Annotated in this window: 26 protein-coding genes, 1 tRNA gene and 1 pseudogene; 10 read left to right on the top strand and 18 right to left on the bottom strand. The window is 65.7% G+C overall.

The annotated features are described in order from the left end of the window. Window positions 1-66: 66 nt before the first annotated feature. The 6 genes from nadD (at window position 67) to P5G52_RS13960 (ending at window position 4,214) form a co-directional block, all read left to right on the top strand. Window positions 67-723, top strand: coding sequence for a nicotinate-nucleotide adenylyltransferase (nadD, locus tag P5G52_RS13985; protein WP_435868701.1), 657 nt, complete (start codon window positions 67-69; stop codon window positions 721-723). Between the two features lie 97 nt (window positions 724-820). Next, the gene (locus P5G52_RS13980) at window positions 821-1,693 is read left to right on the top strand and encodes a hypothetical protein (protein ID WP_301228336.1); all 873 of its coding nucleotides are present in this window, start codon (window positions 821-823) and stop codon (window positions 1,691-1,693) included. Window positions 1,694-1,720: 27 nt separating this feature from the next. Continuing rightward, window positions 1,721-2,131 carry a ribosome silencing factor gene (gene rsfS, locus P5G52_RS13975; RefSeq protein ID WP_087073567.1) on the top strand — a complete coding sequence of 137 codons (411 nt, stop codon included), beginning with the start codon at window positions 1,721-1,723 and terminating at the stop codon, window positions 2,129-2,131. Continuing rightward, window positions 2,128-2,808, top strand: coding sequence for a histidine phosphatase family protein (locus tag P5G52_RS13970; RefSeq protein ID WP_301228335.1), 681 nt, complete (start codon window positions 2,128-2,130; stop codon window positions 2,806-2,808). The genes rsfS and P5G52_RS13970 overlap by 4 nt, the downstream gene beginning before the upstream one ends. Window positions 2,809-2,903: 95 nt before the next feature. After that, a tRNA-Ala gene (locus P5G52_RS13965) sits at window positions 2,904-2,976 on the top strand. 110 nt (window positions 2,977-3,086) lie between these two features. Then, window positions 3,087-4,214, top strand: coding sequence for a tyrosine-type recombinase/integrase (locus P5G52_RS13960; RefSeq protein WP_301228333.1), 1,128 nt, complete (start codon window positions 3,087-3,089; stop codon window positions 4,212-4,214). A 42-nt stretch (window positions 4,215-4,256) separates the two neighbouring features. Here the strand turns inward: P5G52_RS13960 and P5G52_RS13955 are convergent. Continuing rightward, a pseudogene (locus tag P5G52_RS13955) lies at window positions 4,257-4,490 on the bottom strand (helix-turn-helix transcriptional regulator). 82 nt (window positions 4,491-4,572) lie between these two features. On the opposite strand from P5G52_RS13955, the gene P5G52_RS13950 reads away from it, so the two are divergent. Then, window positions 4,573-5,598 carry a hypothetical protein gene (locus P5G52_RS13950; RefSeq protein WP_301228331.1) on the top strand — a complete coding sequence of 342 codons (1,026 nt, stop codon included), beginning with the start codon at window positions 4,573-4,575 and terminating at the stop codon, window positions 5,596-5,598. A gap of 6 nt (window positions 5,599-5,604) precedes the next feature. Here P5G52_RS13950 and P5G52_RS13945 read toward each other — a convergent pair whose 3' ends face one another. Next, window positions 5,605-5,907 carry a hypothetical protein gene (locus P5G52_RS13945; protein ID WP_301228329.1) on the bottom strand — a complete coding sequence of 101 codons (303 nt, stop codon included), beginning with the start codon at window positions 5,905-5,907 and terminating at the stop codon, window positions 5,605-5,607. A 448-nt stretch (window positions 5,908-6,355) separates the two neighbouring features. On the opposite strand from P5G52_RS13945, the gene P5G52_RS13940 reads away from it, so the two are divergent. After that, complete coding sequence (locus P5G52_RS13940; RefSeq protein ID WP_301228327.1) at window positions 6,356-7,456, top strand: acyltransferase family protein; 1,101 nt, start codon at window positions 6,356-6,358, stop codon at window positions 7,454-7,456. 29 nt (window positions 7,457-7,485) lie between these two features. Here P5G52_RS13940 and P5G52_RS13935 read toward each other — a convergent pair whose 3' ends face one another. Genes P5G52_RS13935 through P5G52_RS13920 form a run of 4 tightly spaced genes read right to left on the bottom strand, consistent with a single transcriptional unit; the run spans window position 7,486 to window position 10,436 of the window. Beyond that, entirely contained in the window at window positions 7,486-7,869 is a 384-nt protein-coding gene (locus tag P5G52_RS13935; RefSeq protein ID WP_301228325.1) for a hypothetical protein, read from the bottom strand. Window positions 7,870-7,873: 4 nt separating this feature from the next. Next, window positions 7,874-9,544: a M23 family metallopeptidase gene (locus P5G52_RS13930; protein WP_301228323.1), complete on the bottom strand. Its 1,671-nt coding sequence runs from the start codon at window positions 9,542-9,544 to the stop codon at window positions 7,874-7,876. A 46-nt stretch (window positions 9,545-9,590) separates the two neighbouring features. After that, window positions 9,591-9,947 carry a hypothetical protein gene (locus P5G52_RS13925; protein WP_301228321.1) on the bottom strand — a complete coding sequence of 119 codons (357 nt, stop codon included), beginning with the start codon at window positions 9,945-9,947 and terminating at the stop codon, window positions 9,591-9,593. Window positions 9,948-9,956: 9 nt separating this feature from the next. Beyond that, window positions 9,957-10,436: a hypothetical protein gene (locus P5G52_RS13920; RefSeq protein WP_301228319.1), complete on the bottom strand. Its 480-nt coding sequence runs from the start codon at window positions 10,434-10,436 to the stop codon at window positions 9,957-9,959. 87 nt (window positions 10,437-10,523) lie between these two features. On the opposite strand from P5G52_RS13920, the gene P5G52_RS13915 reads away from it, so the two are divergent. Next, window positions 10,524-10,889: a hypothetical protein gene (locus P5G52_RS13915; RefSeq protein WP_301228317.1), complete on the top strand. Its 366-nt coding sequence runs from the start codon at window positions 10,524-10,526 to the stop codon at window positions 10,887-10,889. A 27-nt stretch (window positions 10,890-10,916) separates the two neighbouring features. Here the strand turns inward: P5G52_RS13915 and P5G52_RS13910 are convergent, their stop codons facing one another. The 5 genes from P5G52_RS13910 to P5G52_RS13890 form a co-directional block, all read right to left on the bottom strand. Then, on the bottom strand, window positions 10,917-11,522 hold the full coding sequence (locus P5G52_RS13910; RefSeq protein WP_301228315.1) for a hypothetical protein: 606 nt from the start codon (window positions 11,520-11,522) through the stop codon (window positions 10,917-10,919). Between the two features lie 11 nt (window positions 11,523-11,533). Beyond that, window positions 11,534-12,709: a polysaccharide deacetylase family protein gene (locus P5G52_RS13905; protein ID WP_301228313.1), complete on the bottom strand. Its 1,176-nt coding sequence runs from the start codon at window positions 12,707-12,709 to the stop codon at window positions 11,534-11,536. Window positions 12,710-12,825: 116 nt separating this feature from the next. Continuing rightward, entirely contained in the window at window positions 12,826-15,147 is a 2,322-nt protein-coding gene (locus P5G52_RS13900) for a hypothetical protein (protein WP_301228311.1), read from the bottom strand. Further along, complete coding sequence (locus P5G52_RS13895) at window positions 15,140-15,844, bottom strand: hypothetical protein (protein WP_301228309.1); 705 nt, start codon at window positions 15,842-15,844, stop codon at window positions 15,140-15,142. Before P5G52_RS13895 ends, P5G52_RS13900 begins: the two co-directional genes overlap by 8 nt. Window positions 15,845-15,962: 118 nt before the next feature. Then, window positions 15,963-19,640 carry a phage tail tape measure protein gene (locus P5G52_RS13890; RefSeq protein ID WP_301228307.1) on the bottom strand — a complete coding sequence of 1,226 codons (3,678 nt, stop codon included), beginning with the start codon at window positions 19,638-19,640 and terminating at the stop codon, window positions 15,963-15,965. Between the two features lie 76 nt (window positions 19,641-19,716). Here P5G52_RS13890 and P5G52_RS13885 point away from each other — a divergent pair, with 76 nt between their 5' ends. Beyond that, complete coding sequence (locus tag P5G52_RS13885) at window positions 19,717-19,884, top strand: hypothetical protein (protein WP_301228305.1); 168 nt, start codon at window positions 19,717-19,719, stop codon at window positions 19,882-19,884. A 305-nt stretch (window positions 19,885-20,189) separates the two neighbouring features. Here P5G52_RS13885 and P5G52_RS13880 read toward each other — a convergent pair whose 3' ends face one another. The 7 genes from P5G52_RS13880 to P5G52_RS13850 form a co-directional block, all read right to left on the bottom strand. After that, window positions 20,190-20,753 carry a hypothetical protein gene (locus tag P5G52_RS13880; protein ID WP_301228303.1) on the bottom strand — a complete coding sequence of 188 codons (564 nt, stop codon included), beginning with the start codon at window positions 20,751-20,753 and terminating at the stop codon, window positions 20,190-20,192. 92 nt (window positions 20,754-20,845) lie between these two features. Further along, window positions 20,846-21,352, bottom strand: a complete 507-nt coding sequence (locus tag P5G52_RS13875; RefSeq protein WP_301228301.1) for a phage tail tube protein — start codon at window positions 21,350-21,352, stop codon at window positions 20,846-20,848. Next, a complete protein-coding gene (locus P5G52_RS13870) occupies window positions 21,352-21,540 on the bottom strand; it encodes a hypothetical protein (RefSeq protein WP_301228299.1) in 189 nt (62 codons plus the stop codon). Before P5G52_RS13870 ends, P5G52_RS13875 begins: the two co-directional genes overlap by 1 nt. Before the next feature lie 9 nt (window positions 21,541-21,549). Then, a complete protein-coding gene (locus tag P5G52_RS13865) occupies window positions 21,550-21,975 on the bottom strand; it encodes a hypothetical protein (protein WP_301228297.1) in 426 nt (141 codons plus the stop codon). Further along, the gene (locus P5G52_RS13860; RefSeq protein ID WP_301228295.1) at window positions 21,968-22,321 is read right to left on the bottom strand and encodes an HK97-gp10 family putative phage morphogenesis protein; all 354 of its coding nucleotides are present in this window, start codon (window positions 22,319-22,321) and stop codon (window positions 21,968-21,970) included. Before P5G52_RS13860 ends, P5G52_RS13865 begins: the two co-directional genes overlap by 8 nt. A 13-nt stretch (window positions 22,322-22,334) precedes the next feature. Then, complete coding sequence (locus P5G52_RS13855) at window positions 22,335-22,763, bottom strand: DUF6093 family protein (protein ID WP_301228293.1); 429 nt, start codon at window positions 22,761-22,763, stop codon at window positions 22,335-22,337. Continuing rightward, on the bottom strand, window positions 22,760-23,122 hold the full coding sequence (locus tag P5G52_RS13850) for a hypothetical protein (protein WP_301228291.1): 363 nt from the start codon (window positions 23,120-23,122) through the stop codon (window positions 22,760-22,762). Before P5G52_RS13850 ends, P5G52_RS13855 begins: the two co-directional genes overlap by 4 nt. Between the last annotated feature and the right edge of the window lie 20 nt (window positions 23,123-23,142).

Raw genomic sequence — 23,142 nt, 5'->3', positions numbered from 1 at the left:
AGGATCGAGCGGGACGTAATGGGTGGCCTGCGGCATCGTGACGGATCGCCGTGGCGCCTCGGGGTCATGGGCGGTACCTTCGACCCGATCCACCACGGCCACCTCGTGGCAGCGAGTGAGGTCGCGTCGGTGTTCGATCTCGACGAGGTCGTCTTCGTCCCGACGGGCCAGCCCTGGCAGAAGGCGGACAAGGACGTCACGGCGGCCGAGCACCGGTACCTGATGACGGTCATCGCGACGGCGTCGAACCCGAGCTTCACGGTCAGCCGGGTGGACATCGAGCGCCCGGGCCCGACGTTCACGATCGACACCCTGCGCGACCTGAAGGTGCAGCGGCCCGACGCCCAGCTGTTCTTCATCACCGGTGCGGACGCCATGGCGCAGATCCTGACGTGGAAGAACGCGGAGGAACTCTGGTCCCTGGCGCACTTCATCGGGGTGACGCGGCCGGGGCACGAACTGAACGGCCGCGGGCGGGACGTCAGCCTGCTGGAGGTACCGGCAATGGCCATCTCCAGCACCGACTGCCGGCGCCGCGTGGGTGAGGGCAAGCCCGTCTGGTACCTCGTGCCGGACGGGGTCGTCCAGTACATCGCCAAGCACCGGCTGTACCGGGTGCGGCCGGAGGACGATCTGTCCTCGCGCGTCGAGGACGGGAACGTCCTGTCGACGGAAGGGGAGCACGGGGGAAACCCCAGCTCCGTACAACAACCAACTGGGTGAATCAGCAATGGGCAAGGCAGACGACAACGCACGGACTCCCGTGCCTTCGGACCGCGGCGACCGGGATCGAACGGGTCCGGTCGAAGGGGCGGTCCGCGTGGAGACCCCTACCCGCCGCCAGTTGCGGCTGCAGCAGCCGCAGGGCCGGGCAGCCGCACCACCGGCCGGTTCGCTCGGCGAGCCGCTGCCCGGCGGGCGCAGGGACCGTCGGCGCCAGCTGACGACGCAGCTGGCAGCTGTCGGAGCGGCAGCGACGCCATCCACAGGCGCCGTAGCCGAGACGAACGCAGGCGCCGTAGCCGAGACGAACGCAGGCGCCGTAGCCGAGACGAACGCAGGCGCCGCAATCGCGACGAACGCAGGCGCGACGGCCGAGACGAACGCAGGCGCGACGGCCGAGACGAACGCAGCGCGTACAGCCCATGACATGAGCATCGAAGAGGCCCTCGCGGCACGCACGGCGCTCGTGGGGGATGCAGGCGAACAGGCCGACGGCACGCCCAGAGATGGTGCCTTCGCTGTGGATCCGGCAGTGCTGGCGCAGCAAAAGGCGCTGGCCGAGCGGGCTGCTGCGCTCACCGCCCGCGCACGGCGTACACAGGAAGTGTCGGAGCAGCACCAGGAGCGGACGCCGGCGCCGCACAACCCGGCTGCGCCGGACAACCTGTCGATCGTCGCGCCGCCGGAGTTCGTCCAGCCTCCGGGTGCGATGTATGCCGTGCTGCGGGCGCCGTCGACCTCGCTCATACCCGTCGTCCTGCCGCAGGCCCAGCAGAGTTCGCCGGGGAGTGAGACCGAGGGCACGCCTCTGGGGGCACGGGATGCGTTCGGCCTGGAACCGCTCGACGCCATGACGGCTGGGCTCGGACGGCTCCGCCGCCTGCGCTACATCCAGTATTCGTTGCTCGGTGTGGGCGCGGCCGCGCTCGTAACCGGGATAATAATGACAGTCAGCTCCCTCAATGGGTGAAAATGCTGGCACCACACAAGGAGATCAGTGAGCGCTACCGAACAGTCCATTGGAATTGCCCGCACCGCGGCGCACGCCGCAGTGGACAAGATCGCCCAGGACATCGTCGCCATCGACGTGAGTGACCGCCTCGCCATCACGGACATCTTCGTGATCGCGTCCGCACCGAGCGAGCGGCAGGTCAACGCGATCGTCGACGGCATCGAGGAGGAACTGTCGAAGCAGGGCCTGAAGCCCGTGCGGCGCGAAGGTCGCAGTGAGGGCCGCTGGGTCCTCCTCGACTACGCCGAAGTGATCGTCCACGTCCAGCACGAAGAAGACCGCGTGTTCTACGCCCTCGACCGACTCTGGAAGGACTGCCCGTCCGTGGACCTCCAGCTCGAGGGCGCGCTGCAGACCTCACCTCGGACCGCAGCGTCCGACGACGTCGCGGAGTGACGCGGTACCCCCACGCCGACCCCGCTGCCCGCCGCATCATCTTCTGGCGCCACGGCCGCACGGAGTGGAACCGCTCCGGGCTGTTCCAGGGCCAGGAGGACATCGACCTCGATGAGACGGGCCGCGAGCAGGCGGTGCGGGCAGCGGAGGTGCTGGCGACGAAGCAGCCGTCGATCATCGTCTCCTCCGACCTGCGCCGTGCCGCTGATACGGCGGCGGCGCTGGGTGACCTCAGCGGCGTCGAGGTGTCCTTCGACGCACGGCTGCGCGAGACCGATGCGGGTGCGTGGCAGGGCCTGTCCTTCGCCGACATCGACGAGAAGTACGCCGACGACAACGCGGCCTGGCGCGGGGGAGACCCCGAGGTGCGGGCGGGCGGTGCCGAGAACCGGCTGGAGGTCGGTGAGCGCATGCTTGCGGCCGTGACCGACGCCGTCGCCCGTATCGAGCCGTCGGAGACCCTCGTGGTCGTCAGTCACGGTGGATCGATCAGGGCGGCCCTGGCGGCCCTCATGGGGTTGCCCCCGCAGCGCTGGGGTGCCCTCGCCGGCCTCTCGAACTGCCACTGGTCGGAAGTGCACGAGGTGGTGGGCAGGGCCGAGGCTCTCTTCTCCTGGCAACTGACCGAGCACAACGTCGGTCTGGGCTCGCTGCCGGTGGAGCCGCTGGAAGGGTGAGGGGACCGGGCGCCCGATTTGGCGAAGCTCCCAGAATTTACTACACTGATCAAGTTGCTTCGGCGGGGTGAAGAGCCCGGGAAGCTACGAAGTACGGGGCTATGGCGCAGCTGGTAGCGCACCTGCATGGCATGCAGGGGGTCAGGGGTTCGAATCCCCTTAGCTCCACAGTGTAAGGCCCGGGAAACCGGGCCTTTTCTGTTTCCTGTTCACAAAGCGCCAGGAGCTGTTCACAAAAGCGGGCCGGAAGGTCAGCGTGAACTCCTATCGTTGACCGCATGGCCAGCATCGTCGAACGCCCGCGCAAGAGCGGCGAGATCACCTACACCGTCCGGTGGCGGGACCCAATCACACGCAAGCAGGACTCCACGACGACTACCGACAAGAGCCACGCAAATACTTTGAAGCGGCTTCTCGACGCCAACGGGCAGTCCTTCGACACTGCCCACCGGATCCTCCTCGAGCAGAGCTCACTCGCGCCCACCCTGACGTCTGTCATCGAACGCCACGTCGGCCTGCTCACGAACATCAGTGTCGGCACAGAGAACAAGTACCGGACCTACCTGCGGCTCTACCTCGACGCCAAGCTAGGTGGCCGACCCGTGGACAGCATCGAGTACGATGACGTCGTCGCCTGGATCAAGTGGATGCAGTGGGAGGGGAAATCCGCGAAGACCATCGCGAACGTTCACGGGCTCTTGTCGGCGGCCATGAGTACTGCAGTCCGGTTGAAGCTGCGTCCGGAGAACCCGTGCAAGAGCATCATTCTCCCGAAGGCGGACCACATTGTTGAACCCGTGACGTTCCTGACGCACGAGGAGTTCAGGCTGCTCATGCGCTTCGCGCATCCGCATTACGTGCCGCTGTTCCAGTTCCTCGTCGGTACAGGGCTGCGTATGGGCGAGGCGACCGCGCTTGTCGCCTCAGACTTCGACCTGATCGGCTCGACGCCATCAGTGCGTGTGTCGAAGGCTTGGAAGCAGGACGGAGCTGGCGGGTATTACGTCGGGCCGCCGAAGACCCGTCGCTCGAGGCGAACCGTCGCCCTTGCCCCGGACACTGTCGCCGTGGTGTCGCCGTTGGTGAAACGCGCCCAGCTGACGAAGGGAGAGGTGTTCACGTCCCCGATGGGAAAGACGATGCGTTCCGGTACCGTGTACCGCCGGGCCTGGCACCCCGCGATCATTGCCGCGCAGGCTCACGGGCTCGAGAAGCAGCCCCGCCTCCATGACCTCCGGCACACCCACGCGTCGTGGATGCTGAACGCGGGCACCGATATTTTCAAGCTGTCACGGCGGCTGGGGCACGAGTCGACCACGACCACCACGGATCTATACAGCCATCTGCTACCAGAGGCGCTGGAGTCCACAGCCGTGAGCGCTCAACGAGCAATTGCGGGCGTGTAGACGCCCGCATGTAGCCCCGGAGCGGCTGACTCGGATGAGGGACTACTCCGCGGGGAGGTCCTCCATGTTCAGCTTCCCGCGCTGCTTCTCCGCCTGCTCGTACATACGGGCGATGTACTCCTCAAGCTTCACGCGCTCGACAATCCACTGTCCGCGGCCGCTCACCTAAATCGCAGGCAGGTCACCGGACTTCACCAGCGCGTACATCTGCGACTGGCTCACAGCGAGCTCTGCGGCGACATCGGGCAGGGTCATGAAACGGGGTTGATCGGGCATGAGTTGATCCTAGTAGCCGATAACTGGCTCTGATCGCAACGGCCTCACGCACTACCGCCAAGGCATGCTGTAGACATGACCCATGACACCAGTTACAGCCGATGTAGAGCGCGCCAAAGATCTGATGCAGCGTCTTGGCTCGGTTCTTCGTGTTCGCTCGAAGGAGTATCCGCAGCTTCGCGACCGCTTCGCTCGGATCGAGGAGACGGCGCAGGTGTGGACGGCATCGCTTCACATTGGACACCCATGGTCCGACGATAACTCGGTTCCCATCTTTTGGGATGATTCTGACAGAGTCTCCTTTGAAAAGAGTTATGAAACACTAGTTAACTTCGCTAAAAATCCGAGCGAAAATAGCCCTACCCACGCCTACCAAAACCTCGATTCTCTCCTCGACGAATACCTAACTCGCTTGAGTGACAGTCTTGACTCCATCCCCATACGAGGACTCTCAATTAAGGACATAGAGGCGAGAGAAGACTTGTATTCGAGCATCGCCCTCCAACGAGGGCGCCTCGCGAACCTGCGAGGTTCCGACCAACTAGCGGTGTTGCTGGCCGAAGCGAGGCGGTCAGCGGAGGAAGCGAAGTCTGCGAATGCGGAGACGAATGCATCAAAGTTGGACGCGCAAAAGGCCGCTAGCGTCGCCTCAGAGGCGTCCCTGTCCGGACATTTTGCAAGCTTGGCTACTGAAGAGTTTGCTGCAGCCGGAAAATACCGCGTAGCGACGATCTGTGCCATCGGCGTCGGTATTGTCGTTGGTGGAATAGTTCACTTCGCAGTCGGAATTTCTGATCTTCCATCGGCGATATACAACCTCGGTCTTGTCGCCGCCGTTTTCGCCTTAGCGGGGTATTTAGGTCGGCAATCAGCAAGTCATAGGAATGTAGCTCTCTGGGCTAAAACAATTCAGGTGCAACTGCTGACTTTCGATGCATTCCTTGGTCCGATTACGAATGAAGATTCCGCCGACGAGGTGCGGCGTTCGTTCGCGTCACGCGTTTTCGGGGCAGTGCCATCGGGAGGAAAGGAAGAGGGGGATGCAATCCCCTCGACTGTGGTCGAACAGTTGCTCTCCCTCGCAACCAAAGCCTCCGCCCCAAAATAGACGCCTTCATTCGTGAGGCCGCCGGTCCTCGAGCTTCCGCCGGCGGACCTTGTCCGATGCCACCCACGCTTCACGTGCCATCGAGTACTCAACCCATTGCACCTGCACGAGCTCGCGAGTCCACGCCATGGCGAAGCCCTTGACGGTCTGCACGACGCTCTCGGGGTAGGCGAGCTCCGCCCACACGGGTGGAGCCTTCTCCGTCGTCCAGTGCACACCCTCCGTGGGCTCCGGCAGGGACTCCGGCGAAACGAAGCGGTCCCGCGACGGGGGTATCCCATGCCAGCCAGGGCGCGGCGCTCTCTCCATGCCCGCCACCGTAGCGGGCGGCGACGACAACTGGGCCGGGCGTGGCAGCTGGGGTGGCGATACGCAGGACCCTTGCTCGCATGCCCTTACGGTGGCTCTATGCTTCCATCACCGGCTGACGCAATCGGCCGGCTTCGGTCTCCCGCTCCCATTGATTGGTCTCACTATGAAGGAATTTGCCGCCCTCGCTCAGGCACGCCTCGCGTCCTCGGAGCGAGACGAACTCGATCACAAGACAGGGCTCCTGCTGTTGCTGTCCGTTCCTCGCGCCACGGGAGAAGACGGCTGGCAAAACCAGCAATAAGATCCGTCAACGACAAAAGCACCCCCGCCACGTAAATGGCGGGGGCGCTTTCGCACGGAGCGGGATCGATGACGAGCCCAACTCTTACGGTGCAGGGAGGTCGGGCTAAAGTCATTGCAGGTCTCAACCATGGGGGAACAACAAGTGGATAGCACGACGGCGAAGCCGGTCAATCTCAGAAGCCTGACGGGCTTACGTTTCTACGCGGCTTTTATCGTCGTGATCTACCACGTATGGCGAATCTACGACGGTGCAGCGTGGATCGGGCCGCTCGCCGGCTACGGGTACACCGGCGTTACGTTCTTCTTCATCCTCTCGGGCTTCGTCCTGTGCTGGTCCCATAAACCAGGCATCACTACTGGCGCGTTCTACTGGCACCGGTTTGCCCGTGTGTGGCCGCTGCACGCACTCACCACGCTGTTCGCCATCATCCTGGGACTAGCAGCCGGCACGACACTGTCGTGGAAGTCCCTGCCTTTCGTCCTCACCCTCACCCACGCATGGCTGCCAGGAGAGGACCGCTTCGCCTTCAACGGGCCATCGTGGTCCCTGTCCAACGAGATGTTCTTCTACGCCTTGTTCCCCCTGATCTTCCTGCTGCTGGCGAAACAGGGTAAGCCCCTCGTCTGGGCTGGCGTGACGTTCACGGCGACGGCACTGGTTGGCCTCGCCGCCATGGGGGTCATCCTGCGCTACTCACCCGGGAACATTGGTTTCGCCCTCTACACAATGCCCGCCTTCCGCCTAGCCGAGTTCATTATGGGCATCTGTCTTGCCCTCGCCATGCAGCGAGGCTGGCGACCACGATTCGGGCTACACCACGCGGTTGCAGCCGCCATCACCGTCTATGCCCTCCTCGCGGTCACGACCGGCCTGCACTCGGGCAACCCACTGGAGCTCCCCAACTTCGTCGGCAACCTCGTGATGGGTGTGCCGTTTGCCATGATCATTACCGCTGGCGCGGCCGGGGATCTTCGCGGGAATGGCGGACTCGTGCGCTCCCCGCTGATGCTCAAACTCGGGAGTTGGTCATTCGCCCTGTACCTCATACACGAACTCGTCCTCCGTGCCACTGAGCCGCTGGCGGACACCTTGTCGGCGGTCCCCACCGTGCTGCTTGCAATCGCGGCGGTCGCACTGTCCATCCTTATCGCGGGTGGACTCTACAACTACTTCGAACGGCCGGTCGAAAAGCAACTCCGAGCACGCCTCAAGAATCGATCTGGCGTCACCCAGTCTGCGTAACCACCAGGGCTAAAGGGCGCTGATTGGCGTTATCCGACGAGGTCGCTGGGCGGGTCGTAGAGGACAGGCTGGGCTCGGTGCTTGCCCTCGGGGTCCTGCTGCGTGGGCCCGGCCGCAACTGCCGCCTGCTCTGCGGCTGAGGCTTGCTCGAGCTTGGCGTCCTGAACTGCCTGTTGGGCCCGGACCTGCTCGGCGAAGTTCTGTCGGAGCGGGTCCATCTTGTAGTAGGCGGTGACGGCCATCGCGATCAGCGTGACGAAGGCGTGGAGGATACCCGCCCACTGGCCAGCCCAGTCGAAATGCTCGACCGTGACCAGGCTTAGCGCGCCCGCGGCGGCGAACACCACGAAGCCGATGATGAGCGGCCACGTGAACTTTGGGGAGAGCTGTCTGGGGTCTGCGGATGCTGCCATGGGTCTACTTCCTTATTGCGAGGTAGGTGGGGATCTGCTGGAGGGTGAAGGTGGCGAAGTCTTCGAGGACAGCGCGAGTCTCATCGATGGGTAGGGACGCTGCTCCTCGAGTTGCGGCGACCATGCGGCCAATAAGGTCGAGGTCCACGTGCGTGCCGCAGGCGGTGCTCATGACCTCGCTGTGTCGGCGGAGCCGCAGCTGGCGGCCGGCCACGGCTTCGAGTTCCACGATGACCTGGGCGAGGGTGGCGAGGGTTTCGGGGTCCATCGCCCCGTACACCTCGACGCCCCACTGGCCGTTCGCTTTAGGGCCGCTGTGGTACGCCCGGTCCGTGAGAGCCACGTACCCGTCCACGGACCGCTTCTCCACGCTTATCTGCACGGAGGCGACTCGGTCGTCTTCCTGCCCGAATGTGTTCCGGAGCGACTCCTGGTGCACGGTGAATCGGTTGGTGACCGGATCATCGGAGGGCTCGTTGGCGCGGAACTGGTGGATGAACAGGGAGTCGATGATCGGGTCGAGGTTGCCACGCTCGAACTTGTTCGGGGCCGCCGGGTAGATCCCGGTCATGGAGGGGATCTGCTTCGGAAACGTGTATGCCTCCGTGGTGGATGGCGCGGGAGCCGGGCTAGGAACTGGCGCCGGCTTCGGTGTGGGCGCAAGTGCCTTGTGTTCGACGAGCCCCGCGGTGGACTGGGAGGTGAAAATGCCCGCCCATGCTTCGCCGATGCTGTCCTTGAACCACACGTCCGTGGTGATGCCGCCGAGGGTGAGTTTCTCGCCGCGCACCCAGTGGGTGAAGTTCTCGATCGTGTTCCCAGGGATGGTGCGGACGACCTTCGCCGACCGGGACGCGGAGGCACGCTGCGCGCCCCCGCCCGCCCCTGCGAGGCGCTGGTTCGGCTTGAGCGCCGGAGCTGCGGGCTTCGCTGGAGCGGGTGGGGGTGGTGTGAGGTTGGGCAAACCAGTGATCGCCTGGCTGGTGAAGCCGCCGGCCCACACCTTGCCCTTGGCGTCCAGGTACCAGATGTTCGAGCGGACGCCCCCGAGGTTGACCTCCTGCCCGATGACGTAGCCGGTGAACGTCTCGACGGTGTTCGCCTGGATTAGGCGGACCTGCTTGGACGACGTCAATGCGTCAGCCCGCTGCACGACGTTCGCGGGGCCGACCTTACGCTGGTTCGGCTTGAGGGCCCCGAGTGCGGCCGCCGCGATCGCCGCGACCTTGTCCTCGTGCGCGACCTGCAGTGCCGGGTTGTAGCGACCGAACGGAGCGATACCAGGGGAGGGCGCTAGGAACGTCTCGATGTGGGCGTGGGGGCCGGTGCTGTTGCCCGTGCTGCCGGTCTTACCTGCAGCGTCACCGCGTTTGATGCGTTGCCCAGCGTTGAGGTGGGTGCTATCCATATGGGCGATCATGGAGCGCCAGCCGTCGTGCTGAGCGATGACGACGATGCCGCTGGCGGGGCTGTTGCGGATCATCATCATCTCGTCGGCGAGCTTGCCGCCGAGCTTCGAACCCCAGTCAGCGAAAAGCACCACACCGTCCGCGATGAATCGAGCAGTCGTGCCGATGGCACAGGCTACGTCATAGCCGAGGTGGCCCCACGGTTGCCAGGCGAACTGGGGGTTCGCGCCGAACAACTGACTCTTGGGTCCGTCTACGAATTCCATGAGCGCCCCTTCCGGGCATAAGAAAAGCCCCGCGGTTGGCGGGGCTTTAGGGGTACAGGTGTGGCGGTTCGCCGATGTCGGTGTCTTTCAACCGGTGCCCTGCGTCGATGTCCCACGTGCGGTGTCGGGCGATCAGGTCGTCGCGGGTACGGATTTCCCGGCGGAGACCGTTGTTCTCGTCCCGCAGTTCGCGGGTGGTGATGCGCTCGGCCCGGAGATCTTCCTCGGCGATGCGCTTGCCCTCGGTCAGTTCTTCCCAATCTTGCTCGCGGGTGGCGAGCTCGTTGGCGGCCTTCTGCTGCGCGATGGTGTCCTTACGGCCGCGCTTGGCTTGGATAATGCTCCAAACCAAGGCGGCGAGACCCGTGAGGGACACGATGAGGGCGGCAATGTCGATCTGCATGTGTGTCCCCTATTTGTCGCGCCGTGTCAGATCGGCCGTCACCTTCTGGATGAGTGGTTCGAATGGGTTGCGGAGCGGCTGGCGAAGCATGGTTGCGTCCTTCAGGAACACCGCGGTCCAGATGACGGCTCCGGTGTAGCCGGCGGAGGTGCCGCCGTAAATGGACGCGAAGAACCCACCAGCCCAGCACGCCGTTGTGACGACGGAGAACAGAAGACCGGCCCTGGCGGCTGTTTCCTTGCCGACGATTGCTGCGAAGAGGCAGGCGGCACCCGTGACCAGGAAGAGGTATCCCCACAACACGATCGCGGGGCCAAGGGGAATGCCTGCGAGGGCATCAATGACCCCTTGGTAGGAGCCGGATGAAAACGACGCGGGGTCGAAGACGCATAGTAGGCCGATGATGATGTGCCGCCCCGCTGCGACGAGAAGGTAGAACCTCGCTCGTCGCGACATGAACTGCTCGTTGATCAGATCAGCTCGCGACATACGGGCCTCCGGTGCGGTTGCTTCATGGTGGCTCTCTCTCGACGGTTAGGCTTGGGGCAGTCTTGGTCTCACTACCTAGGGGTGTTCATGCGCAGCAGTGCCAGCGTGAAAGCGCTAGTCGTTGCTGGGTTAGTGCTCGTCGCAACTTCCGCCGTGTTGTCGCTGGCCGTCGACTGGGCAGGCGTTGTGCCCCGTCCCGTTACGGGCGCGGGCATGCTCGGAGCCGTACTGCTGCTAGCAGCGCTGCTCGTGTCCGCCAACGCTGGGGTGCGACGCCGTGACAAGGATGCACAGCTGCATGGCGAGTTCTTCTATGACGAGGCCGAATCAGGCACGTGCCCCATGTGTTGCCACGGAAACGTGCCAGAGCGAGGCAAGTCCTGCAACGAACGCGACGACATGTACCCGGACATGGCGTGCGGCTGCAAGCATCGGTTCCACCTGGCCGCGTGACGATCGTCGCCGTCCGAGCAAGGCGAGTTATTCCGTCAGCAGGAAGTCATCCCACCGAGCAGGGTTCGCAAGGGTAGCGAGCCGGGTGTGCACACCGACCCTTGTCCCCGTGGCGTACGTCGTGTCCGTGACGTCGTGGCTCACGACCCCGTCAACTGAGCAAATGATGCGGGACCCGGTGAATTCGACCCGCAACTTTTCACCCGAGGTGAATGCCCGAGCCGTGCCCGTCTGAGCGATGACGGTGTAGTTGCTGCCGGCCCGCTTGGCTAGGACGTGGTCGGTGCCTCGGGCGTAGTACACGTAGCCGGTACCGTCAGCGAGTCCACGGAAGTAGAGCCCGGCCAAGCTTGCGGCGCCGATCGCCAGCACTTTCGCAGAGACAACACCGTTGAGCTTTCCGGGGTCGATCGTGCAGTCCGCGGGGCTGAAGGTGGTGGTGTCTCCGGAGTCCAACGCTGCTCCTTTGACGTTCCACGCGCCGGCACGGTAGTTCCACGCATACCCTCCAATATCCGTATTGGGGAGAGTAGCGGAGTCTGCACCGTTGAACAGCGCTTTGGCGATGGTGAGCCTTGTTACGGGCGCCGCGGTGTCGGTTGTCTTGAACTCACTCTTGATGAAGTTTCCCAATGGACTGTCTCCTAGTACCCGGTGTCGGCAATGGACCATTGCCCGAAGGTGAGGACGCGGATGTGCCCGGCGTCCTGTTCTGCTTTGAGGAAGTCCAGGAGGTCTGTGAGCTCAGCGGTGGTGATGAGTGTGGAGCCCCCGTCAATGGACTTCGGGTGATGCCGGAGGATGATTCCCCGATGCGCGGTCGCTGCTGCTGTGATCTGTGTCTTGATCGTGGCAACTGAGCTGGCTGCGTCGAGCCAGACCCCGTAGGCGCCTTGGACAATGTTTCCGTCCCGGGGGATTTGTGGCTGGTTGACGGCTCGCATCGTTCCCGTAGCGGCGGCGTGGTGCTGGTAGATGAGCTTGCCCGACTCGGTGTCAGTCCAGTTCGCCGTGGTGGCTCCGTTGTTGAACCCGGGGTACTCGATGGCGGGCTGCACCCAGGTCAGGATCCGTTTTGACGGGAGCGCGGCCTGCAGCTCCTTGAGCCCGTTGACGATGTCGTCCTGTGCTTCGGCCTCCGTGAGCGTTCCTGCCCGGTGGGTGGCGCCGTGGTTCGCGATTTCGACCTTGTCGGCCACGGTCCAAGCGTCGATTTCCGCGAACGTCGTCTCCCGGTTCTCGAACGTGTTCGCAGCTCCGGCCGCATACATCCGCGAGTTGATGGCCAGCGTGGAAGCCAGCCCTCGGGCGCGCAGCAGGGGTAGGACGATGTTCTTGAAGTTGTAGAGGCCGTGATCGAAGATCATGCACACCGGGGCGGCGCCGGCGGTCCGGATTGTCCCGCCATGGAGGAGGCGCAGCTCGTTTTCCAGCATGGCGTGCCTGTTCGTCGGCGCGCCCGTCGGGGTCGTCGGGGTGGAGGGTGACCCAGTAGGGAGCGCCAGTGACTTTTGGAGCCGGTCAAGAGCGTAGGGGGTGGGGCCTCCAGACTCGTCGTGCGTCAGCCATGTAAGCCGGTTGTCTTTGTCGAGGAAGCCCCCTGTTGCGGTCTCCGTCTCAATCGTGGGGAGCCCGAGTTTCTGCTTCGCGTAGGGGGTCGGGCCCCCAGACTCGTCGTGCGTCAGCCATGTAAGCCGGTTGTCCTGGTCCACGATCCCGCCCACGGCGTCCTTCGACGGCTCCGCAGTGGACACCCGCGCCAGCGGCGCTGCCGCAATCGCGTCGCCGGCTTTCTTAACGCTCTGGTTCAGGATCTCCACGCCGAGAACGTTGATGGACGTTCTGAGCGTCGCAAACCATCGGGCGAAACCCTCACCAGCTGGGACGTTGAAACGCGACGTCGCATCAGGAACCGTGACTTCTGGTAGCGGTTGCGTCATTGTGGTGCCCCCTTCAAGGGTTGAGCGTCGAACTGGGCGAGCGTTTCGTTCGCTCGAGCAGTATCAAGGGCGGAGAGGAGTTGACCGGCCCAGACGGTGTCGAGATCGCCGAGCGTCGTCGACACGAGGGTGTAGTCGAGGACCCGGAACGAGCACGACTGTTCCCACTGAAGCGGGCCGGAGCGGAAGGTGTCGTCGATGCCGACAACGAGGCACCGGAATTCGATTCCGGTCACGTCCGGGTCGGAAAGGGTAACGATGTCGCCGCGCTCAAGCCGTGCGTCGGGAACGATCGACACCCCGTTCAGGACCGGGCGGGGCGTGGTGGTCTCCGACGCGAGCAGGTCCGCTATGGCTTGGCATGCGCCAGGGTCCTGCACCCACCAGCCGACGTCGTGCGTGAGTACCGGAGCGTCCCACACGCCGGCTGTCGCCTTGTACGTTCGGTCGGTCCACATCACTTTGGCGAAGGACCTGATGACGGGGAAGTTCATGCCGCCCAGGTTCGCCGCCCACCCTCCACCACTGGGGCTTTGGTGTTCGCTCGGGATCTTCAAGCTGAACTCGTACTGATCCCACGCTGCAGCGCTGACCGCGTACACAGTGGTGGTCAGCTTGTAGGTGCGGTGGTCGATGAACTGGAGTGTGGCGCCAGCCCAGGCGCGATCGTACCCTTCAACAGCAGAGTAGGTTCCTTCTGACTGGTCGCCCTTTTCCATGAAGTAGTAGAGGGCGACGTCGGACCCGCGCATGTCGTGCGCATCGGCGTAGTCGTTGTTGAACGAGGCGTCGACCATGATCCAGTCCTCGTCGGCGTCCGGATGGAGGAGTTCCTCGAAGACCTCTGTCCCGTTGGCGTCAGCCTTGCTGTAGTTGCTCCGCCACACTTCCTGACGGGGGTACTTGAACTGGTTGATGGCTTCGGCCTGCCGGCTTGTCACCTCGACCATCGACGCTACGGCCGCGAAGTCCTCCTCCCAGGGCAGGGACTTCAGGTGATCCTTTGAGGTGAGCGTGGTGGCAGGGCTGCCCGAGAGGAGCTTGTTCCTGTTCACCCAGTGCAGGTACCCGTCGCCATCGATCCATAGTGCTGCGAGTTCGGCGGTGGACTGCTCGTCGAGGAGTTTCCTCGCGGGCACGTCCTGGATGGGCGGCGAGGCCCGCAGGGAGGCGTAGTGCGCTGGCGGGGTAATGAACGCGGACCGGGTGTAGCTGACCGCGGACCACGCCGTGGAGGGGAAGCTGACCTGCGCCCCGCCGATCATTGCGTTGGGTTCCTCGGACACGACCCACACCTCGCCCAGCGGGCTGGTGGCGCCCGCGGGCATGGCGGTAGTGGCGCTGACCTCCCGGCCTGTCGAGTCCCGAAGGATGAGGGTGACGGAGCTGCCGCTGGGGACCACACGGAGCGTGTGCACGCCGCCCTCGGGTAGCACCGCTATTTCGCAGACGACAGAGCCGTTGACCATTCCGTAGGCGCGGCTGCCGTTGTAGTTGAGGCGGATTTCGCTTTCGCCCCACCGGGCTGCCACGTATGTGCGCCCGATGAACGGCGGGGCCGTGGCCAAGGCGCTGATTTCCATGGGCACGTCGAGCCCGCTGTTGCTCCACGGCGTGTAGGTGAGCAGGCAGTCCGAGACTGCCATGCCCCATGGGGATTCGTGCCAGCGTGCGTTGGCGTTATTCCTGTCGGTGAACCTCAGTCCCGTGAACAGGGTGCCGCGCTCGGGCCACGCGGATCCCATGAGCGGCGCGGAGAACACGCACCCGCTGGTCATCCCAGGGGTGGAGTTGAAGCCGCCCGCCCGGGCTGCCTTGTCGGTGAAGAACGTGGGGTAGAGCCCGACGCCGCGCCATGGGCCACCCTCGGTGAGAGGCGGCATGTTGTTGAGCAACGGCGGCAGGTTGACGGTCCGCGAGAGCCTCGCGATCGGGTCGACGAGCTTCGACGACGTCGGCTCCTGCGGGTCTCCGCTGCTGCCCGAGATGAACCCCGTCAGCTGCTTCGCGAGCAGGTCACCGGTCGCGGTCCGGTACCCGGCGTACACGCCGACCGCGCCGCGGACCTTCGGTGGCCAGTTCCCGATGCGTCCGAACGCTGTGGGCTGCGCCTCGGCGACGTCGGACCGCGCCGACCACGTTACGGAACCGGTCGTCTGAGTGATGCCACCGACACCGCGGACCTGTGCGTGCATCGAGGAGGGAAGCTCACGGCTCAGGGACAGGGACTCGACTTCCCGGTCGAGCCCGCCGTGCACGACGCGCACCACGGGTTCGAGCACATCAGTGTTCGTGGGCCAGCCGGGGATGCTACGCATTGCCTACCTCTTCGAGTACGAATGATGCGGAGGACCGGCGCAAGTAGGCTTCGTCGCGGACCGCGAGCTGCACGGCCTCGGACAGCCCCCGGGCGACGACCTTTGGGGCGCCCCCTCCGGCAGCCCATGCGGCCATGTCAGGTGTCCATGTCACTGCGGGCTGGGCGGCCCGCAGTGCGCCAGTGACCCGAAGAACGGCGTCAACCGATTCCGCCGGGGGGGTGCCTGTCACGGACCGGCGGGGCAAGGGTCCGCCGACAGCTGCAGCGTGGCTGGCCGACGCGGTGCTGAGGGTGGCGCCGGTCGCGTTGCGGAAGTCGAGGTGGATAGAGCACCCGGAGGAGCCAGCACCCCAGACACTGCCCGTGACCGGGACGCCGGCCACCACAGGGACCGCAGGGAGCCGCAGTTCGGCGCCCGTGTCACTAAGCACCGAGTACGACGGGCGGGTCCCACCCTCGAGCGTCACCGTTCCGCCGGACACGCCGGCCCCGGACCAGGAACCGGGCAGGAGCATCGACGCCGCGGGTGGGAGCAGGTTGGTGACCTGCGCCCACGGGCCCACGTACACCCACGGCGGCGGTCCGTACAGTCCATGCATCAGCCCCATGAGCTGCCCGAGCTCCGCGGGTGTGGCGGTGCCGATGCCGACCTGCCATGCCCGCGGTGCCCGCCGCCCGTGCTGGGCCTTCTGCACGCCCGCTAGCGTCCGAGTCAGCGACACGGAGTCTTCCCGTGTTATTTGCTCATCGGAGGGGCACTTGAACGCCACGAGGTTGCCCGCAGGCCCGAGGTAAGCAGTCACAGGGCAGCTCCTAGCTGTATTCGATGGTGGCGCGGACGGTCGCTTCGTGGAGCTTGCGGCCGTCGATGGTCAGCCGGACAGGGACGACGGCGTGGGTGGGAAGTGACGCGGCGACTGCTGCCGCCGTGTCTGCCGTACTCGGGCCCGCGTAGCTCATCGACGGGGCGTACTCCCGCCCTGACGTCCTGCCCCCGCCGACTAGGGCGGGAAGGCTGGCGAGGCGCGGGTCATCACGATTCACTGCGGCGATGAGGTTGTGGTGCTTGTCCGAGGACTTCGCGTTCACGATCCACTCGCCGCCGTCCAGCCACGACACCGGCTGCCCGGTCTTCGAGCTGATGCCGAGAATGCCGTCCTCGCGCTCCGTGCCGGGCCCGGTGGACGGCAGCTTCCCGCCGCCGGCGTGCCGGGGAATCCGGCCACCGTGGGCCCGGCTGAGGCCGACCTGGCCCAGCCCGACGCGTCCGCCGGCGTCCGTGTCGATCGTGGATGGGGAGCCCACAACCGAGTACACGGTCACGATGTCGACCTGCTTGTACCCGGGGATGCCGTTGACCGCTGCCGCCGTCTGGTTCGCCATGTCGCGGGCGTAGGCGTCCATGAACGAGGACACCGAAGCGCCGGGCGGGATCTTGAGGATCTGCGCCGTCGTGCTGTCGGCCTCGTTCCGGGCAGCGGACGACATGAAACTGTCGATCGCCTCGGACTCAGGGATCCCTAGGGCCGCCGCACGCGTGCGCAGCGCCTCCTTAAACGCCGCGTCGGACATCCACGAGTCGATCGTTGCCTGGTCGGGCACGTCGTCGACGGCCTGCTTCGTCATCCCCGCGGTCTCGAACGCAGCCGCGTCCATCGAAGACTCGACGTAGACGCTCTTCGGGATCTCACCGATGGCCTCACCCGTTGTGTCGGCCCGCATTTCTGCGGCTTCCGACATCCATGTCTCGATGGATACCCCGGGTGGGATGCCCATCAGTTCGCGGGTCAGGGCGATTGCCTGGTCCTTGCCGAGGCCGAGGCCCATGGCCGTCTGCACGCCAGCGTCGTACGTCGACTGCAGCTGCTGATTCACATCAGCAGCCGACTTCGACAAGTCACCGGAGAACGTCGATGCGACGTTCAGGCCCTCCGTGACGATGCCCGACAGGACGTCGTTCGCGTTCTTGCCGGCGGTCGTCATCTCGTTGAAGTCGGTGCCGGTCGCGTTGAGCACGGCGCCGAGCTCGCCCTGCGAGTTCAGGATATCCTGCACAGCCGTGCCCATGCCGCGGAGGGACTCTTCCCACCCGAAGACGGCCTCCCGGCTGGACATGGTTGCGAGGCCCATCGAGAACAGCATGTCCGTGAACTTTTGCAGGTCGATGATGGTGCCCTCAGCGGAGAGCCCGATCTCGGCGAGTGCGTCGACCATTTCCTCCGACGCTGCGGCTGCCTCTTGGGCGGCTGCCGCCTCGAGGTCGAGGGAAGCCGCCGTGCCCTCAGCTCCGGCCGCCGCACCCTCCTGCTGTGCTGCAGTTGATGCGAGGGCGTCCGCGTACTGCGGGAAAAGGGCGGCGACTTCCTCAGTCATCGCCCCCTGCGAGAGCATCTGGTCCTCGAGCTTCTTGAACGCGGCAGCCGCCCCGTCCATATCTCCGGATGAGACAAGGTCGGAGAGGGCTGTGTCGACGCGGTCGAATGCCTCCTCCTGGACGGCGAGGGACCCCTTGATTCCGGTTGTCGCCGTGACCAGGCGCTGACCCCAGTCGTCGAACTTTTGAGTTGCGGTCGGGTTGAACATCCGGTCGATCGCCGACTCGAGGCCGTCGACCTCCTTGCTGATTCCATCGCCGTTCCGGTCCTTGAAGAGGTCGTCGAGGGCTGCGGAAGCGTCGGGGCTGTTGTTGGCGACCTTGGTGATGGCCAGTGCGACTTTGCCCATGCCGGTGTCGATGTCGTCCATGTAGGAGGCTTCGGCGATTTTCGCGATGGTGAACCCGAAGGATGCGATGGCGCCTGCCGCGCCTGCTGCTTTGCCAACCTTAGAGAGGCCAGAGGCCGCACCTGGGGCGCTGGTGGAGAGCTTCGTGAACGCATCGACTGTTTCCAGTGCCCGCGGGACGACGAGGAGCAGCCCGCCCGCGACCAGGGAGGCCACGCCGACGACACCGGTCAGCCCGGCGATGGCGCCCTGCACGGGGGCGGGGAGATTCCCCCACATCTCCGCCATGTCAGCGACGGACTCGGCGACCTGCTGAATGACAGGAAGCATGACCGCGCCGGCATCGATCGCGGCGTCCTTGATGCCGTTCCACGCGATCTTGACCTGCGACTCGGTGGTCGCGTACCGCTTGTTCGCTTCCTCGAGGAGGGCGGTGTTCTCTGCCCATGCGGCGTTGCCCTGTGACAGGCCGTCGGCGAGGAGGGTGCCGGAGTTGGCGAGGGCGAGCATGACCTGCGTGCTCTCGGTGCCCTTGATGCCCATGTCGGCGAGGGACGCGACGACGTTCCCGCCTTCGTCCTTCACCCGGCCGAGGCCCTGAGCCACCATGGACAGCGCCTGCACAGGGGAGGACTCGAACGCTGCCGCGAACTCGGATGCGCTGACCCCGGCGGTCTTGGCGAATGCCTCGAGCTTCGGCCCGCCGTCCTTGATCGACGTGTACATGCCGAGCAGGACGCGGGTGGCGACGCCGCCGCCGAGCTCCGCTTTGACGCCCATGGACGCGAGGGCGTTGGACAGGGCGAGGACTTCGACCTCGGACCCGCCGACGGTCGCCATGGCGCCGGCGATGCGCTGCGCCATGGACAGGATCTCGGCCTCGGTGGAGGCGCCGTTGTTGCCGAGCTCGACGAGGGTCGCTCCGAAGCGGCTGACGCCTTCCGCTCCCTCGCGCTTGAGGGTGCCCATGACGTTGCTGATCTGGGCGATCTGGGTTGCTGCTTCGTCCGCGGTGAGGTTCGTCGACTCGCCGAGGTCGATCATGGTCTTCGTGAAGCCGAGGACGTCCTCACGGGCGACGCCGAGCTGGCCTGCCGCCTCAGCAACGGCGGCGATCTCCGTGTGCGCGAGGGGCAGGGACTTCGCGAGGCCGCGGATCCCCTGCTCCAGTTCGGCCATCTGCTCGGGTGTGCCGTTGACGGTCTTCGTCACGCCGGCCCAGGATGACTCCCAGTCCATGGCGGCCTTCGCCGCGAAGCCGAGAGCCCCGACGGACACGGCACCGAACGCGGTGAGGGAGGCGCCCGCCTGGTCCCATGCCTCGCGGTTGTTCTTCGCGGACTGGGCGACCTCGTCGAGGGTTTGCCCTGCACGCTTGAACGGTCCCGCTGCTGCGGCCGCCGCCTGCCCTGCTTTCTCAGATGCCTGCGTGGCGTCGACGACGGCCCTCGAGTACCGGTCGAGCCCGGCCTCAGCGGCACCAGCCGAGGAGACGAACTTGCCGTTCGCGTCGACAAGCTTGCCCGCCGAGTCGTAGTACATGCCGTGCGCCTTCGCGGCGTCCTGCGAGGCCTGCGCTTCCTTGCCGAGCGCGGCGGCTACCTGAGCTGCAGCTGCGGCGGCTTCCTTTGCGCCCTGCTTGGACTGCTGGCCCGCTTTGTCCGCGGCCCGCCCAACGTCGTCCGTGGCCTTCTTCGCCTGACCCATCGACGACACGTAAGAGGAGACTCGTGCTGCCAGCCGGACGACGACGGAACGCTCGGCCATGGTGCCTCCGGTATGTAGTTATGCTTGCCGCATGAGTGATGGTGGGGGAATTACACGGAAGTCAGGCACACGCACGATGACGACCGGACTCGTGGTCGCGGTCGTCGCGCTGGTGCTGATCATTGCGGCCTACGGATCCGGCGGCGCACCGACGATTTACACGCTCGGCGCGTTCGCGATCGGTTTGGTCGTCGCCTTCGCAGGTTTCGGACGGCGGCTCCTAGCTGCCCTCGAAGCCCGGTAGCGGCTTGAGCGGTTTGTCCGCCGGACGCGTGTACTCGGTGTAAATCAGCTCGCCCGGCGAGGGCTTGTAGTCCTTCGCCTGCGTGATCTGATCCACGGCCTGCTTGCTGTGGCAAGTCTTCCGTTTCGCGTCGAACCAGCCGTCGTTGTCGGGGTTCTGGCAGATGTGCCGAGGCCACCCGCAGTCGCACAGCCCGTCCTCGTACAGGGTGTACGCGTACTCGAGGAGCCGGTCCTTGGCCTCGTCTCGGTAGCCGAGGTACTCGGACGGGGCTCGCGTGTAGCGGGCCGCCGTCTTCAGTGCTGCTACGACTCCGGGCCAGCGGCGGGTCCAGAGAGCTTGCGCAAAAAATCGGCGTCCACGGTGGGGACCCCGTTGGTGGCGGTGAGCTGCGCGTCGTGGATGGCGCCGATCTGCGCATCGCCGATCCTGGCGTGCAGCTGCGTGACCTGGTCGAGGGTGAGGGTGACGGGCTGGCGTTCCCCGGCGTGCTTCTTCATGCCGACGATGGACGCGGCGAGGCAGCGGAGGACGAAGCCGCTGTTTTCCTCGCCGTCGTTCTTCTGGGCGAGGTCGTGTGCTTCCCGAATTGCCTTGCGCTCGGCACCGGTGAGGGCCCGCACGTAGACGGTGATCTTCGAAGCCTCGAACTGCTTCGCGAGGGCGACCCACTGGTCCTCGAGGCGGTCCTTCGCAGGGGACGCGGCGGTGCGCTCGGCGTCCTGAACACGGACCTCGACGTCGATGCGGCGCTGCAGGTCGGCCATCTCACCGAGGAGGGCAGCGTTCGTGAAGATGTCAGCGGACTGCTCGGGCAGGTTCGCGTCGGCGAACCAGTCGGCGAAGTCGAACTCTTCGGGGGTGGTCATGGGGTTCAGCCTCCATAGGTCGGGGCAGCCTCAGGTGGGTGGTACAGCGGGCGCGTGGAGGCTTAGACACACGCGCCCGCCGGTCAAGCAGGTCAGGCCCCGGCGACAGGGACTTCGCTGACCATGTTCTGCGCGAGGAACTCGATGCGGCGCTTGATGTTGCCGTCGTTGTTCACTCGCATCGGGGCGTCGGACACGAGCTCGCCGCCGAGGTGGATCTCGTCGCCGGACGCCCAGTCCTCGGTGGAGGCCTTGTCCGTTTCGCGGAGGTAGATCCACACGGTCGTGCCGCGGGTCTTCACCGCCTGGTAGCCGAGGTCCTCGCCCGTCTTGTCCGCGCCGCCGGCCTCGAGGTACTCGCGCAGGAACGTGAGCGCGGTGTCGTAGTTCGCGGCGCCAAGTGCCTGGGAGTTGCCCATCTGGCAGGCGGCCTTCTCGTTGAACCGGTCCGAGGCCGTGTTGGTGAAGTTCGCGTCGGAGTCGAGGACGGCGCAGGAGATGTCCTGGCCGGCGTTCAGCTCGGCGGCGGTGGGGATCCGGGCCGCGGGGGCTTCGGTGAGTAGGGTGAATTTCTTGCGTCCGTCAGCTGCTACTTTCATCAGCTAACCTCCTCTGCGTTCTCCGGCCGGGCCGGTTCGGTGACGGTGGTGGTGCTGGCCGGAGTGGCCCTTCCCCGGGTTTTCGGGGGAAGCTTGTAGTTGAACGGTTCCTCCAGGTAGTGGAGGGGGACGCGGCGTTTCTTGCCGCCGCCGGGGGGTCGTGCTGTGACGAATCCGTCATCTGCCATGGGGTGCTCCTAGTTGGTGATGAGCCGCCACTGTTGGGGCAGCATGTACCGGACAGGGGTGACGCCTTCCTCGCGGACGGGCGTGGGCTGGTCGAAGCCGTCGGGGTTCTTCCGGACGGTGCCCCGGCCGATGCGCAGGTTGAGCAGCGCTGTCCGGACGTCGCGGGCGACCCCGGCGGACTGGCCGGTGCCGGGGCCGACGCAGGTCGTCTGGAAGTCGAAGACCAGCGCACCGGTGGGCGTATCGCCGCGGGCTGTGGTTTCCTGCGGGTTGTCGCCGATCCCGGCGAAGAGGACCACGTAGGGCAGGACGTACCCGGCACTGTCGGTCGCTGCGGCCTTCGTGAGCGCGCCGTCGTGCACCCGCCCGCCGAGGCCCGGGATGGCCGTGAGTGCGTCGATGACGGCCTGTTTCAGGAGTACCGGGTCAGCCACCGAACACCGCCTCCCCAAGGGAGCCCATAGCTTCCTCGAACGGGCCTTGGTTGCGGTCCGTGGCGGGGCCCATAAACGGGCGTGCCGGCATCCTGCTCGTGCCCAGTTCGTTGAAGATGGAGTAGCTCGCGTCGGGGGAGATCGTCGCCCCCAGCCCGTCGATGTAGGTGTGGATCTCGTTGATCAGGGTGCCCGTGTCGCGGACGCCCTTCTGGTCGGCGATGACCTTGGCGTCCTTTTGGATGTCGATCGCGGTCTTCGCGACGATGATCTTGGCCTTCGGCTCGGCGTTCCTCGCGGCCCGTCCGATGTCGGCGGACAACCGCCGGAGTTCGAGCCCGTCCATCGCGCACCGCCTATCAGTCGGGGTTCTGCTGGGTGAGGTTGTCGATGCAGGTGAAGTCGCGCTCCCACAGGTAGGTGCCGAACGACTCGTTGACGATGCGGAGGCGCCGGCCTTCGACGTCGATGACGTCGCCCTGCTCGCCGGAGCGGATCGGCGGCCCGTCGACGGGCGCGGTGACGAGGTACTGGTGGATGCTGGTCGGCTGCTCGCCAGCGCTTGTGACGGCTTGCCGGTTGAGCTGCTGCACCCGCACGAGGACCGGAGCCTCAGAGGTACCCCACAGGATCTCCGTGCCGTCCCAGCCCTCGGGGACCGGGTACGGGGCGGGGCCGTCGCTGATGCGCCGGAACACGGCGGGGGACTGCATGGTAGCCGCAGCCGCCGGCCGGTGCCGTTCGGCCCAGCCGGGCGGAATGACGTGGGAGTTCGGGAGCGGGCTCATGGGTACCGGTACTCCGCACCCTCGGGCTTGAACTGTGAGGCGAACGGGACGATGTCGAAGAACGCACCCTCCGCTGCGTCGGCGGCGTCGGCTTCCGCCAGGCAGTCATCTGCCAGCGCCCGGAGAGCGGCCGCCACGGCGGGCCCGTCCGTGGACAGGTCCTGCGTGCGGATCTTCTTCGAGACGAGGACCTCGGAAGCGGCGATCGTGCGGAGCGCCTTCGCTGCCGCCCGGTGCACGTTCCCCGCGTAGAGGCCGAGGAACGCGCCGATCTGGTCGTCGGTGAACAGCTGGGCGTCTCCGGTGCTGGTGTCGCTGATGAGGAGACGGACGACGTCGGTCGGGGTGAGGTCGGCCATAGTGCCTCCTAGGAAGAGTG

The sequence above is a fragment of the Arthrobacter burdickii genome, from assembly GCF_030433645.1.
GTDB classification, from domain to species: domain Bacteria; phylum Actinomycetota; class Actinomycetes; order Actinomycetales; family Micrococcaceae; genus Arthrobacter_D; species Arthrobacter_D burdickii.
The sequence above is the reverse complement of the archived record's forward strand: the minus strand, read 5'-3'. Positions and strand labels throughout refer to the sequence as shown.